The sequence below is a fragment of the Halomonas rhizosphaerae genome (assembly GCF_030010555.1).
In the GTDB taxonomy this organism is placed as follows: Bacteria; Pseudomonadota; Gammaproteobacteria; order Pseudomonadales; family Halomonadaceae; genus Halomonas; species Halomonas rhizosphaerae.
Map to the genome: position 1 here is coordinate 13,335 of NZ_JASCQP010000019.1, position 12,786 is coordinate 26,120.

The following is a 12,786-nucleotide window of genomic DNA, read 5'->3' on the forward strand; positions in this document are numbered from 1 at the left end:
CACAGGACATGGCACAGGAAAGGATCGATGATCGGTATCTCGGCGATCGCCATTGCGCTGCTGCTATTGATGGTTCTGGCCTACCGCGGCCTCAGCCTGTTGATCCTGGCCCCGCTGCTGGCCGCACTGGTGGCACTGGTCTCGGTCGGCACGCCCCTGCTGGCCAGCTACACCCAGGTCTTCATGGGGGCCGCCGGCGACTTCATCGTTCGCTACTTCCCGCTGTTCCTGCTGGGGGCGGTGTTCGGCAAGCTCATGGAAGACTCGGGCAGCGCCGAGGTGCTGGCCAGCGCCATCGTCGAGCGCCTGGGCGACACCCGCGCCATCCTGGCGGTGTTGCTCTCCTGCGCGGTGATGACCTACGGCGGCGTCTCGCTGTTCGTGGTGGCCTTCGCGGTCTACCCGATCGCCGCGGCGCTGTTCCGTCAGGCCGGCCTGCCCAAGCGGCTCATCCCCGGCACCATCGCCCTGGGCGCCTTCACCTTCACCATGACGGCGCTGCCGGGCACGCCGGCCATCCAGAATGCCATTCCCATGCCCTATTTCGGCACCTCGCCGTTTGCCGCGCCTGGGCTCGGCATCCTCACCGGCCTGGTCATGCTGGGGCTGGGGCAGGCCTGGCTGAACCATCGGGCTCGCCAGGCACGAGCGACCGGCGAAGGCTACGGCAACCACCAGGAGAAGGCACCACCGGCCGGTCACCTGCGCGAACACGCGGCAGGCGAAGGCTTCGACCTGGCCGAGGTCACTGCACAGCCGATTCGCGATCTTCCTCCCTTGACCCTGGCGCTGCTGCCCATCGTGCTGGTCATTGTCCTGAACCTGCTGTTCACGACGGTGGTGATACCGGCCATGGACACCGGCTATCTCGCCGAGCCGACCTATGGCGCCACCAGCATCGAGTCCGTTCGTGGCGTCTGGTCGGTCATCGCTGCCCTGGTCATCGCCATCGGGGTCATCATCGCCACCAATCTGCGTCGTCTCGAGGCCCTCACGAGCACTCTCGACAGCGGTGCCAATGCCTCGCTGCTGCCGATCTTCAATACCGCCAGCCTGGTCGGCTTCGGCTCGGTGATTGCCTCCCTGACGGCGTTCGACACGATCAGCCTCTGGGTGACCTCGGTAGGCGGCGACAACCCCCTGATCTCGCTGGCCATTGCGGTCAACCTGCTGGCCGGCATGACCGGCTCGGCCTCCGGCGGCATGAGCATCGCCCTGGCGACACTCGGCGACACCTACCTGGCCATGGGCCAGGCCACCGGCATCGCCCCCGAACTGATGCACCGGGTCACGGCCGTCGCCACCGGCGGGCTGGATGCGCTGCCGCATAACGGCGCGGTGATCACGCTGCTCTCCATCTGTGGCCTGACGCACCGCCAAGCCTACCTCGATATTGCGGTGGTGGCCGTAGTGGTCCCCATCATCTCGCTGGTGCTGCTGATCACCCTGGGCAGCCTGGCGGGGTCGTTCTGAGGCGGGAGGTTCATTCAGTCGCCGAACGGGTTGGTGAGGCCGCCGGCTCTGCCGAGCCCGGCCTTGTCGCGGGGTCCCGCATGGCAATCGGCCAGCCCAAGGTGAGCGCCTCACAGCGTGCGGCGCCCAGGTTCCGCTGATGGACGTCGTGGCCAGCGTCCACCTGGATGGGTCAAGGTTGTCGTCCGAAGGCCTTCACCCCGCACGGCGGCGCGGGTAATCTCGAGAGGCACCCTCGGGCCGTTTCCCACGACATCGGCCTCGGTTGACGTCAATCAAGAGGGTCGACGCGGCCTTGGTGTGAAGTGAGTGGAGTGAAGGGAACGTGTCGCACTCGATGCTGGACAGGGAGACTGGCCCATGCCGCTCGCGCTGATCATCCTGCTGCCGCTGACCGGCGCCTGCCTGCCCGCCCTGATGCGGGGGCGCTCGTCTCGGCTTCTCGCCTCGGTGTCCGCCCTTCCCGCCGTCTTCACCCTGCTGCTGCTGCTGAGCTGGCTGCCCCATGTCATGGGCGGCGGCGAGGCCGAAGTCCAGCGGCTCTCCTGGCTGCCGGCACTGGGCCTCGACGTGGCCTTCCGCCTCGACGGCCTGGGGCTGCTGTTCGCCCTGCTGATCACCGGGATCGGCTGCCTGATCCTGCTCTACGCGCGCTACTACTTCGAGGGCAGCGACACCTCGGCGCGCTTCTTCACCCTGGTGCTGCTGTTCATGGCGGCGATGCTGGGCATCGTGCTCTCCGAGAACCTGCTGTTCCTGCTGGTGTTCTGGGAGCTGACCAGCCTCGTCTCCTTCCTGCTGATCGGCTACCACACCCACGACCATGCGGCCCGGCTCGGGGCCCGCATGTCGCTGGTGATCACCGGCGGCGGCGGGCTGGCGCTACTCGGCGGCGTGGTGCTGCTGGGCCAGGCCGCCGGCAGCTATGAGCTCTCCACGGTACTGGCGGCCGGCGACCAAATCCGTGCCCACGAGCACTACGGCCTGATGCTCAACCTGATCCTGCTGGGCGCCTTCACCAAGTCGGCCCAGTTCCCCTTCCACCTCTGGCTGCCCCACGCCATGACGGCGCCCACGCCGGTCTCCGCCTACCTGCACAGCGCCACCATGGTCAAGGCGGGGCTCTTCCTGCTCGCCCGGCTGCACCCGGCGCTGGGCGATACCTCCGAGTGGTTCCACCTGGTGACCCTGACCGGCATGGTGACGCTGATGGTGGGCGCCTTCGTGGCGATGTTCATGCACGACATGAAGGGCCTGCTGGCCTACTCCACGGTCTCCCACCTGGGCCTGATCATGCTGCTGCTGGGGCTGGGCACCCCCATGGCCGTGGCGGCGGCGCTCTTCCACCTGCTCTGCCACGCGCTGTTCAAGGCGCCGCTGTTCATGATGGCGGGCTACGTGGATCGTGCCACCGGCACCCGCGACATGCGACGGATCAACGGCATGTGGCGCTTCATGCCCGCGCTGATGGGACTCTCGGCCGTCTCCGCCGCCTCCATGGCCGGCCTGCCGCTGATGAGCGGCTACCTGAGCAAGAAGATGCTGTTCGGCGAGAGCCTGCAGGTCACGGCACCCCACTGGGCGGTGGTGGTGATTCCCCTCTGGGTGACCCTGGCCGGACTCTTCTCGGTGGCCTACTCGATCCGCATCTTCCATAACGTCTTCTTCAACGGCCGGCCGGTCGACCTGCCGGCCTGGCCGCCGCGCGCGCCGCGAGCGGCGGCGCTGTCGCCCATCGTGCTGCTGGCCTTCGCCACCCTGCTGGTGGGGCTGGCCCCGGAGGCCTTCTACGCTGCCCTGGTCCATCCCGCTTTCGCCGCGGCGCGTCAGGCCACGGTGACGCCCTTCGACTTCGCCTCTCTGGGGGGCCGCCTGCCGATGCTGATGAGCCTGTTCGCCCTGGCCGGCGGCGCGCTCTTCTACCACTGGCGCGACCCCCTGTTCCGCCTCCATGCCCGGCTGCCCGAGGTCGACGCCAAGGAGATCTTCGACTGGATCATGCGCAGCGCCATCGCCCTCTCCCAGCGCCGCGTCTTCCAGCTCGAGAACGGCTCGCTGCAGCGCTACCTGACCTTCATCATGGCCACCGTGGTGGTCCTGGTGGGCCTGGCACTCGGCGGCGTGACCCGCTGGCACGGCGGCGAGGCGCTCTCCCCGCTCGATCCGCTCACCCTGCTGGCGGCCATCCTGCTGTGCCTGGCCGCCATCGGCGTGGTGGCCTTCCACCACTACCGCCTGCCGGCCCTGTTGCTGCTGGGCGTCACCGGGCTCTTCGTCACCGTCACCTTTGCCCGCTTCTCGGCCCCCGACCTCGCCCTGACGCAGCTGATGGTGGAGGTGATGGCGGTGGTGATCATGATGCTGGCGCTCTCCTTCCTGCCGCAGACCTCGCCCAGGGCCTCGAGCGGCTTCCGGATGGGGCGCGACCTGGCCATCGCCGTGCTGATGGGCGTCGGCGTGGCGGCCTTCAGCTTCGCCATCCTGACCCGCCCCCACCAGACGATCTCCGATTTCTTCCTCGCCAACAGCGTGCCCGGCGGCGGTGGCACCAACGTGGTCAACGTGATCCTGGTCGACTTCCGCGGCTTCGACACCCTGGGCGAGATCACCGTGCTGGGCATCGCCGCGCTGGCGGTGTTCGCCTTCACCCGCGACCTGCACCTCAAGGAGCGGGTGGTCGAGACCAATCCCATGCACTGGGTCGCCGAGCCACACCCGATCATGCTCAGCACCGTGGCCCGGCTGGTGCTGCCCATCGCCCTGCTGGTCTCGGCCTACATCTTCCTGCGCGGCCACAACCTGCCCGGCGGCGGCTTCATCGCCGGGCTGATCACCGCGGTGGCGCTGACCCTGCAGTACATGGCGGGCGGCCTGGAGTGGGCCCAGTCGCGCATGCTGGCCCCCTTCCGGCCGCTGATCGGCGCCGGCGTGCTGATCGCCACCTTTACTGGCCTGGGCAGCTGGCTCTTCGGCTTCCCCTTCCTCACCTCGGCCCACGGCCATGTCAGCCTGCCACTCATTGGCGAGTTCGAGCTGGCCACCGCCATGCTCTTCGACCTCGGCGTCTATGCCACCGTGGTCGGGTCGACGCTGCTGATACTGGCCAACCTCGGCAAGCTGATGACGGTGGCCGGCCCCGGCAAGGAGATCGGCTGATGGAACTGCTCTACGCCATCACCCTCGGCGTGCTGACCAGCTGCGGCGTCTACCTTCTGCTGCGCGCGCGCACCTTCACGGTGATCCTCGGGCTGACCCTGCTCTCCCACGCCGTCAACCTCTACCTGTTCGCCTCGGGGCGCCTGGTCGCCGGCGCGCCGGCCATCGTCGGTCTCTCGGAGCGCTCCGCGGACCCCTTGCCCCAGGCCCTGGTGCTCACCGCCATCGTCATCGGCTTCGCCATGACCGCCTTCGTCGTGGTGCTGGCCCTCAAGGCGGCGGTGGAGCTGCGCAACGACCACGTGGACGGCGAGAACCCCGACGAGGATCGCGCATGAACCATGCCCTGATCCTGCCGATCCTGCTGCCGCTGATCACCGGCGCCGGCCAGCTGCTGTTCTACCAGGCGCCCTTCCCCCTGCAGCGCCTGCTGGGCTTCGCCAGCACCGCCTGGCTGGTGCTGCTGGGGATCTGGTGCCTGCTGGTCGCCGGCGGCGGCGAGCACCTCATCTATCATGCCGGCGACTGGCCCGCGCCCTTCGGCATCGTGCTGGTGCTCGACCGCCTCTCCGCCGTGATGCTGGCGCTGACCGCCGTGCTGGGCCTGTGCTGCCTGATCTACGCCAGCGGCGGCACGGACCAGCGCGGCGCCCACTTCCACGCCCTCTTCCAGTTCCAGCTGGCCGGCCTCAACGGCGCCTTCCTGACCGGCGACCTGTTCAACCTCTTCGTGTTCTTCGAGATCCTGCTGATCGCCTCCTACGCCCTGCTGCTGCATGGCGGCGGCCGCGCCCGCAGCCGCGCCGGGCTGCACTACGTGATCATCAACCTGGCGGGCTCGGCGCTGTTCCTGATCGCCCTGGGCACCCTCTACGGCCTCACCGGTACCCTCAACATGGCCGACCTGGCGCTGCGCGTGGCCGAGGCGCCGCCGGAGGATGCCCCGCTGCTCGCCGCCGCCAGCCTGATCCTGCTGGTGGTGTTCGGCATCAAGGCGGCAATCCTGCCGCTGCTGTTCTGGCTGCCGCGGGCCTACTCGGCCGCCAGCGCCCCGGTAGCCGCGCTCTTCGCCATCATGACCAAGGTCGGGATCTACGCCATCCTGCGGGTCTTCCTGCTGGTCTTCGCGCTGGGGGAGTCCGCCGTCGCCGCGACGGCCTGGGGCTGGCTGTGGCCGCTGGCGCTGCTGACCCTGGCGCTGGGTGGCGTCGGCGTGCTGGGCTCTGACAGCCTGCGCACCCTGACCGCCTACCTGGTGATCCTCTCGGTGGGCACCCTGCTCGCGACCATCAGCCTCGTGACCCCGGCCGCCCTGGGCGCCGCGCTCTTCTATCTGATCCACAGCACCGTCATGGCCGCGGTATTCTTCCTGCTCGCCGACCTGCTGGGCCAGCAGCGCGAGGAGGGCTACGACCGCTTCTCCGCGACCGGCCCCATCGGGCATCGCTGGGAGCTGGGCACACTGTTCTTCATCGCCGGCATCGCCATGGCGGGCCTGCCCCCTTTCGGCGGCTTCGTCAGCAAGGCCTGGATCCTCCAGGCCAGTGCCGCCGACCCCCGGGGGCTGTGGCTGTGGGGCGTGCTGCTGGCCTCGGCCCTGCTGGTGATCATCGCCATCAGCCGCACCGGCAGCACCTGGTTCTGGCGCCCGGGCGAGATGGCCAGGCCCTATCCGCTGCGCCCCGGGCTGCTCACCCTGGTGGCCATCATGGTCGGCCTCAACGGCGCCCTGGCGGCGTTCGGCGAGCCGGTGATGGGCTACCTCGAACTGACCGCCGAGCAGCTGCTCGACCCGCACGCCTATATCGACGCCGTGCTGCCGGACGCCCGCGCCGCCGGCCAGGAGGTCTCGCCGTGACACCCGCGTTCCGTTCCCGACAGTTCTGGCTGCCGCGACCGCTGTTCTCGCTGTTCCTGGCGCTGCTGTGGCTGCTGATGGTCAACGAGGTCAGCGTGGCGCATGCCCTGCTGGGGCTGGCCCTGGGCGTGGGCATCCCCTTCGTGACGCACGGCTTCTGGCCCGAGGAGGCGAAGATCCGACGCCCCCTGCCGCTGCTGCGCTACCTGCTGGTGCTGCTGGTGGACATCCTGCGCTCCAACCTGGTGGTGGCCCTGCGCATCCTGCGCCCCGCCCGCCACCTTCAGCCGGGCTTCTTCACCTATCCGCTCGTCCTGGAGGACGACTTCGCCATCACCATCCTGGCCAGCACCATCTCGCTGACGCCGGGCACCGTGTCGATCCACTACGACGCCGAGGCCAATACCCTGCTGGTGCACGCCCTGCACCTGGAGGACGAGGCCGAGGCCATCGCCGCCATTCGCGAACGCTACGAGCAGCCGCTCGAGGAGATCTTCCGATGATCGCTTTCGTGATACCGGTCGCCATGACGCTCTTCGCCATCGCCGCCCTGCTCAACCTCTACCGGCTGGCCGTGGGCCCCGATATCGTCGACCGCATCCTCGCGCTGGACACCCTGATGATCAACAGCATCGCACTGATCGTGCTGGCCGACATGCGGATGGGGCTCGGCGTGCTGTTCGAGCTGGCCCTGCTGATCGCCCTGATGGGCTTTGTCGGCACCGTGGCCATGAGCAAGTACCTGCTTCGGGGGGACGTCATCGAATGACCAGCATCGACATGCCGTGGACCCTGCAGCTCGTCGTCGCCACCTTCCTGCTGTTCGGCGCCCTGGTGGCGCTGATCGGCTCCTGGGGGCTGGCCAAGCTGCCCGACTTCTACACGCGCCTGCATGGCCCCACCAAGGCCAGCACCCTGGGCGTCGGCTGCACGCTGATCGGCTCGCTGCTCTACTTCAGCCACCAGCAGGACGGCGTCTCGGTGCAGGAGGCGCTGGTGACGATCTTCCTGTTCGCCACCGCCCCGGTCAGCGCCCACATGATGGGCAAGGCCGCCCTGCGCCGGCGCCTGCCGGGCGTGCCGGGCACCCGCAACCTGCCCGACCGCTAGCGGTGGCCCGCTACGCCTCGGCCGAGGGCATCTCCCGCCGCTCGTCCCCGGCGGCGATGGGGCGTCCCACGGTGAGCGCCTCGCGCAGCTCGGGCGCCATCTCCCGGTAGGCGACATCGGCCTGGGCACCGAGGCCGTCCAGCACCTTGGTGAAGAAGGCCCGCGCGGCGGCCACGGCCACGATGTCGAAGATCTCGTCATCGGCGAGCCCGTGTGCCCGAAGGCGGTCGATGTCGGCCTGGGTCACCCCGGCAGCGTCATCGGCCACCTTCGTGGCCAGGGCCATCATCTCCCGCTCCGCCGCGTCGAGCGTGTCCCGGCCCTCGAGGATCGCCTGCAGCTGCGGCGTGCCCACCAGCCCCGCCAGCGCCTGGCCGTGGGCCAGGGCGCAGTAGGAGTTGCCCAGCGCCCGCGCCGCGGCCAGGGTCACGAGCTCGAAGCGCCGCGGGTCGACGTGACGCCGGATGGTGCCCAGCAGGGCCGCCCAGCTCGCCATCACCTCGGGACGATGGCAGAACACCCGGGCATAGTTGGGCAGGTAGCCGAAGTGGGCCTGCTGTCGCCGGTACATGGCCTGCACCTCGCCTGAGGCCTGCTCGGGCGCCATCGTGTCGATGAAGCTCATCTCGTCGTGCCTCCCGCTCACGCCGCGCTGGTGCGCGGATGCAGCCACCCCGGCAGCAGGTCATAGGGGTCGACCTCCACATCGCGGCGATAGGCGATGCCGCGGGCCTCCAGACGCCGGCGCAACGAGCCATCCCGCCAGGCATCGAAGAGCTCGGTGCAGCCCCCGATCGACTCGCCGCCGACGAAGATCCGCGGGATGGTGGTGGCCCCGGTGCGCGCGGCCAGTACCGCGCGGATCCTGCCGCCCAGGTCGCCCTCCTGGTAGGCCACCGCGTCGAGGTCGACGCTGCGGTAGTCGATCCCCAGGCGCGCGAAGAGCTTGCGCACCGACCAGCAGAACTCGCACCACTCCAGGGCGAACATCACCACCGGCTCTCCCGCCACGGTCACGTCGACGAAGCGTTCGGCCTCGGGATCCAGCGCCACCGGCGCCGCCGGGGTCGCCTCCGCGGAGCGGGGTGGCGCCGCAGGGGCATCGAAGCGGTAGCCCGGCGTGGAGCGCGACAGGGCAAGCTCCTCGTCGTTCATCGCCTCGCCGATGCCATCGAACAGCGGCGTGGAGAGGTAGCGCTCGCCGGTGTCCGGCAGCATGCAGACGATGTTGCTGCCGGGCGGTGAACGGCGCGCCACGTCCAGCGCGGCGGCCAGGGTAGCCCCGCTGGAGATGCCGACGAAGATGCCCTCGCGACGGGCCAGCTCGCGGGACAGCCGCAGCGCCTCGTCGCCCGCCACCGGCACCACCTCGTCGACATGCTGCGCCGCCAGGGCGTCCTGGGTGAGCCGCGAGATGAAGTCCGGGCTCCAGCCCTGCATCAGGTGGGGGCGGAAGCGCGGATGGCTGGCCGTGGGGGCGCCGCGGGCATCCCGCGGCTGCGCGATGCCGCTGCCCAGCAGGGCGGCGTTGTCGGGCTCGGCGACGATCACGCGAGTCGTCGGGTCCGCCTGCTTCAGCACCCTGGCCACCCCCTTGAGGGTGCCGCCCGTGCCGAAGCCGGTGACCCAGGCGTGCAGGGCGTCCCCGCGGAAATCGTCGAGGATCTCCCGCGCCGTGGTCCGCGAGTGCACCTCGGCGTTGGCCTCGTTCTCGAACTGCCGGCAGAGGAAGTAGCCGTGGCGTTGGGCCAGCTCCACCGCCTTGGCGAGCATGCCGGTGCCCTTCTCGGCCGCGGGGGTCAGCACCACCCTGGCCCCCAGGAAGCGCAGCAGCTTGCGCCGCTCCACGCTGAAGCTCTCCGCCATGGTCACCACCAGCGGATAGCCCTTGCGCGCGCAGACCATGGCGAGTCCGATGCCGGTATTGCCGCTGGTCGCCTCGATCACCGTCTGGCCGGGGCGCAGTGCGCCGTCGCGTTCCGCCTGCTCGATGACCGCCAGGGCCATGCGGTCCTTGACCGAGCCCATGGGATTGAAGGCCTCGAGCTTCACGTAGAGGTCCACCCCGGGGGGGGCGAGCCGGTCGAGCCGCACCAGCGGCGTGCGGCCGATGGTGTCCAGGATACTGTCGTAGCGTGCCATGTCGCTGCTCCTCGGTAGCGGGATCGGTGCCTTGCAGGGTCAGCCTGCGCCGGCGCCGAGGGAGCGGGCGTGGTAGCCAGCGTGGTATTTTTCCGATCTCGCCCCGCGGGCGCGGGTACCAGGCGCGCTATACTCAAGAGTGGTCTCTCTCCTGGGAGGGAGCAGGCGATGAACGCACTGACCCTCAACGTGCTCGGCGATCTCGAGGTGGTTCGGGATGGCCGGGTGCTGACCCTCCCGCCGTCGAAGAAGACCCGCGCCCTGCTGGCCTACCTGGCGGTGAACGGCCGCCCCCTCTGTCGCGAGCACCTCTGCGACCTGCTGTGGGAGATTCCCGACGACCCTCGCGGTTCGCTGCGCTGGAGCCTGTCGAAACTGCGCCGGCTGGTGGATGAGCCGGGCAGGCCGCGCATCATCGCCGACCGCCTCGGCGCGTCGCTCGATACCGACGACCTGGATGTCGACCTCCTGGCCCTGCACGGCGTCCAGGGGGAGGGACTCGAACAGGACGACATCGCGCGGCTGGAGCGCATCGCCGCCCGCTATCGCGGCCCCTTCCTGCAAGGGCTCGAGCTGCCGAACTTCCACGACTTCCACAGCTGGTGCCTGGCCGAGCGGGAGCGGGCCCTGCGTGCCCAGATCGCGCTGCTCTCGACGCTGGTCAGTCGCCTGGCCGAGGCCCCCGAGCGGGCCCTGATCCATGCCCATGCGCTGGTCCGGCTGGCGCCCTTCGACGAGGACGCCCGCGCCCGGCTGATCCGGCTGCTGATGAGCCTCAATCGCCCCCGGGAAGCGGAGCAGCACTACCGGCTGGGCCTGCGCCTGCTCGGCGAGGCCGGCCTCCCCTCGAGCGGCGCCCTGCTGCGCGCCCGGCGGGCGCCGGCCGTCCACCCCGCGACCGGCCCCCCGCTGCCTCGCCAGGCCAACGAGGCGCTGCCGCAGGCGGCGGCCCCCTCGCCGGCAACGCCCCCGGACGCCGCGCCGCCCGTCTCCCTCGAGGCAGCGCCTCTCGAGGGCGAGCCCCTGGAAGTCCTGCGCTGGGCCGCGCTGCTGGGCGCCTGCCCGAATGTCACCGTATTGGCCCGGCTGAGCGGGCGCGAGGCCCAGCGCATCGGCGCGGCCCTCGAGGTCGCCGAGCGACGCGGCCTGCTGCAGGCCACCGAACACGGGCTGTGCTTCGCGGACGGCGACCTGCCGCGCCGCCTCTATGAGGCGATCTCTCCGGCGCGGCGCCAGCTGATGCACCGCCATGTCGCCGAACAGCGGCTCGGCGATGCCCACCTTGACCTGGACAGTGCCGCCGAGCTGGCGCACCACGCCCGACGGGGGGGTGACCCGGAACTGGCCGCCGAGGCCCTGGTCGCGGCCGGACGGGTCTGCCTGCGCTTCTTCGCCAACGACGAGGCCCTGCGCCTCGCCCGCCAGGGCGTCGAGATGGCCGAGCGACTCACCGGCGCTCGCCGGGTCTGCCTGCTGCTCGAGCTGCGCGACGTGATGCTTCATGCCGCCCCCCTGGTGGACTGGCAGGACACGGCCAGGGAACTGGTGACCCTGGCCGAACAGGCCCTGGAGCATGGTGCCCTCGCCCATGCGCGGCTCGGCTACCAGCTCGCCAGCCAGGTTCGCTGGTCGCATGGCCAGTGGCGGGATGCCCACGAGGAGGCCCTGCAGGCCGAGCGGGTCACTCACAGCGCCGACGACCGGGACCAGATCATCGCCATGGCAGAGACGGCGAAGTGCCTGGCGATGCTGGAGCGCGACCTCGACCGCGCCGCCAGGATGCTCGACGACGCCCGCGCGCTGGCCGACCGGCAGCGGCTGAGTCACCCCGCCATCCCCATGGCCCTTGCGCTGATGCGCTTTCACGACAACCGGCTGGACGAGGCGGAGGGACACTTCAAGGAGGCGCGGACCCTGTGCAAGGCCAGCGGGGATCGGCTCGGCGAGTTCCAGGCCAACGAGGGCCTGCTGATGCTGGAGCTGGAGCGGGGCCGCTTCCCAGAGGCCCTGAAGCGCGGCATCACCCTCGCGGAGATCGGCGAGAAACTGCGCGAGGGCAGCGAGGCACCCTTCGCCTGCGCCGCCCTCGCGCTCTGCCGCTATGCCCTGGAGGACCAGGCCCTGGAGGACCAGGCGTCCCCCCTGGAGACCGCCCTGGCAACGCTGCGTGACGCCGACGCCAAGCACCGGCTCTGCTGCCTGCTGATCCACGCGGCCCAGCTCGACCTCAAGCGGGGGCGAGCGCTCGACGCCATCGCGCGGGCCGGGGAGGCCCTGACGCACGCCCGGCTCCTGGAACGTGCCACCGAGCAGCTGCTCGCCCACGGCGTGCTGGCCGAGGCCCATCGGGCGACCGGCGACATCGACGCGCAACGCGACCATGCCCAGGCGGCGGCCGAGATCGCCCGGCGGCCGGTCGCCCGCTGGGCTCGCCTCCGGGTGGCCTACCGCCTGGCCGACAGCAAGCCGGAGGGCGCCGCATGATGGATATCGTCCTGGAACGCTGCTTCTCGAGGCCACTCACGGCGGAATTCGTGCGCTCGGTGTCGCTGGAAGCGGAAGGCTGCCTGGCCCTGCATCGCGTTGCCTGGCAAGGCAGCCTGCTCTCGCGGGACGGCCGACGCATGGTCTGCCGCTTCCGGGCGCCGGATGTCGAGTCCGCGCGCAACGCCCTGCGCCAGGCAGGCGCCGAGGTCACCACCCTCTGGCCCGGCACGCTGCACGACGCACCGGGACTCGACGCCGGGGCGCTCGCCGAGGCCAACGTGCTGGTGGAGCGCGCCTTCGCCTCGCCGGTCAGCCTCGCGGCGATCCAGGCCCGCGAGGAGGCCGGCGCGGCCTGCCTGCAGAACCACCGGGTGCGCTTCGTGCGCACCTTCCTCTCGCAGGACGCCCGACGCATGCTCTGCCTCTACCGGGCCCCCGATGCCGAGTCGGTGCGTCTCGCCCAGCACCAGGCCGGCATGCCGCTGGCGCGTGTCTGGGCCTTCCGCGCGATCCTCCCCGGCCTCCCGGTCGATACCACGCACGACGCCTGAAAAACCACG

At 70.4% G+C, this 12,786-nt stretch carries 11 protein-coding genes; 9 read left to right on the forward strand and 2 right to left on the reverse strand.

Annotated elements, in window-relative coordinates; genetic code table 11:
* The first annotated feature begins 27 nt into the window (after positions 1-27).
* From QLQ83_RS06290 to QLQ83_RS06320, 7 genes are all read left to right on the forward strand, one after another.
* Positions 28-1,473, forward strand: a complete 1,446-nt coding sequence (locus QLQ83_RS06290) for a GntP family permease (protein ID WP_282734666.1) — start codon at positions 28-30, stop codon at positions 1,471-1,473.
* 360 nt (positions 1,474-1,833) lie between these two features.
* Positions 1,834-4,629 (forward strand): monovalent cation/H+ antiporter subunit A, encoded by a 2,796-nt coding sequence (locus QLQ83_RS06295; protein WP_282734667.1) that lies wholly within the window; start codon positions 1,834-1,836, stop codon positions 4,627-4,629.
* Positions 4,629-4,967 (forward strand): Na+/H+ antiporter subunit C, encoded by a 339-nt coding sequence (locus QLQ83_RS06300; protein ID WP_282734668.1) that lies wholly within the window; start codon positions 4,629-4,631, stop codon positions 4,965-4,967. The genes QLQ83_RS06295 and QLQ83_RS06300 overlap by 1 nt, the downstream gene beginning before the upstream one ends.
* Entirely contained in the window at positions 4,964-6,487 is a 1,524-nt protein-coding gene (locus tag QLQ83_RS06305; RefSeq protein WP_282734669.1) for a monovalent cation/H+ antiporter subunit D, read from the forward strand. Before QLQ83_RS06300 ends, QLQ83_RS06305 begins: the two co-directional genes overlap by 4 nt.
* Complete coding sequence (locus QLQ83_RS06310) at positions 6,484-6,990, forward strand: Na+/H+ antiporter subunit E (RefSeq protein WP_282734670.1); 507 nt, start codon at positions 6,484-6,486, stop codon at positions 6,988-6,990. The genes QLQ83_RS06305 and QLQ83_RS06310 overlap by 4 nt, the downstream gene beginning before the upstream one ends.
* Positions 6,987-7,256, forward strand: coding sequence for a K+/H+ antiporter subunit F (locus QLQ83_RS06315; RefSeq protein WP_282734671.1), 270 nt, complete (start codon positions 6,987-6,989; stop codon positions 7,254-7,256). Before QLQ83_RS06310 ends, QLQ83_RS06315 begins: the two co-directional genes overlap by 4 nt.
* A complete protein-coding gene (locus QLQ83_RS06320) occupies positions 7,253-7,597 on the forward strand; it encodes a Na+/H+ antiporter subunit G (RefSeq protein ID WP_282734672.1) in 345 nt (114 codons plus the stop codon). Before QLQ83_RS06315 ends, QLQ83_RS06320 begins: the two co-directional genes overlap by 4 nt.
* 10 nt (positions 7,598-7,607) lie before the next feature.
* Here the strand turns inward: QLQ83_RS06320 and QLQ83_RS06325 are convergent, their stop codons facing one another.
* On the reverse strand, positions 7,608-8,222 hold the full coding sequence (locus QLQ83_RS06325; protein ID WP_282734673.1) for a carboxymuconolactone decarboxylase family protein: 615 nt from the start codon (positions 8,220-8,222) through the stop codon (positions 7,608-7,610).
* Positions 8,223-8,239: 17 nt separating this feature from the next.
* The gene (gene cysK / locus QLQ83_RS06330) at positions 8,240-9,739 is read right to left on the reverse strand and encodes a cysteine synthase A (RefSeq protein WP_282734674.1); all 1,500 of its coding nucleotides are present in this window, start codon (positions 9,737-9,739) and stop codon (positions 8,240-8,242) included.
* Positions 9,740-9,907: 168 nt separating this feature from the next.
* Here cysK and QLQ83_RS06335 point away from each other — a divergent pair, with 168 nt between their 5' ends.
* A complete protein-coding gene (locus tag QLQ83_RS06335; protein WP_282734675.1) occupies positions 9,908-12,223 on the forward strand; it encodes a BTAD domain-containing putative transcriptional regulator in 2,316 nt (771 codons plus the stop codon).
* A complete protein-coding gene (locus tag QLQ83_RS06340) occupies positions 12,220-12,777 on the forward strand; it encodes a nickel-binding protein (protein ID WP_282734676.1) in 558 nt (185 codons plus the stop codon). Before QLQ83_RS06335 ends, QLQ83_RS06340 begins: the two co-directional genes overlap by 4 nt.
* Positions 12,778-12,786 lie beyond the last annotated feature (9 nt).